The sequence below is a fragment of the Methylobacterium sp. WL18 genome (assembly GCF_008040015.1).
Lineage (GTDB): Bacteria > Pseudomonadota > Alphaproteobacteria > Rhizobiales > Beijerinckiaceae > Methylobacterium > Methylobacterium mesophilicum.
The window spans coordinates 1-864 of the sequence record NZ_VRVD01001092.1; the positions used below are offsets into that span (position 1 = coordinate 1).

At 71.5% G+C, this 864-nt stretch carries 1 protein-coding gene; it reads right to left on the minus strand.

The annotated features are described in order from the left end of the window. Window positions 1–864, minus strand: an 864-nt coding sequence (locus FV228_RS31095) for a ComEC/Rec2 family competence protein (protein ID WP_147857904.1), incomplete at both ends; no start/stop codon positions are given.

Here is an 864-nt window from a genome sequence, read left to right on the forward strand (position 1 = left end):
GCCAGCAGCAGCCCGGCGGCCAGCAGCGCCAGCGCGCCGGTGCCGAAGGCCGGCACAACCAGGACGGCCCGATCGAAGCCGGCGATCCACTCGGAGATCGCCAACATCCCGCCCACCGACTGTCCCATCAGCCACCAGATCGGCCGGTCCAGGGCGAAGGGACAGGCCAGGACCCCGATCACCGCCGCCGGCATCACGACCAGGGACACCAGCGGCAGGGTCAGGGCGTTGCCGATCAGCCCGAACGGCTGAACCGTCTGGAAATGGTAGGTGGCGAACGGCGCCGTCGCGACCTGCGCCACCAGGGTCGTCGCGAGGGTGCCGATCACGGCCGAGAGTCCCGTGCCGACGAGCCGCTCGATCCGCCCCGCCCCGGGTCGTCGGAACAGGCGCCCGTCGATCAGCCGCGCACAGGCGATCAGCCCGGCCACCGCCCCGAACGACATCTGGAAGCTCGGTCCGAGCAGGCCCTCGGGTTCCCGCGCCAGGGCTATCAGGGCGGCCAGCGCGAGGTTGCGCATGGACAGCGCCGGCCGGTCGACCAGGATCGCGCCCAGCATGATCAGCGTCATGATCAGGGAGCGCTCGGCCGCGATGTCCCATCCCGAGAACGCGCAATAGGCGGTGACGCCCAGCATCGCGAAGCCGGCGGCGATCTTCTTGATCGGCCAGACCAGCGCGCAATACGGCACCAGCGCCAAGACGGCCCGCACCAGCCAGAACACCACGCCGGCGGCCAGCACCATGTGGAGACCCGAGATGGAAACGACGTGATAGATGCCCGCCGCCCGGAGCGCGTCGTTGGCGGCCGGTCCGATCAGGCCGCGCTTGCCCGTGACCAGGGCCGCCGCCACGGCCCCCGCC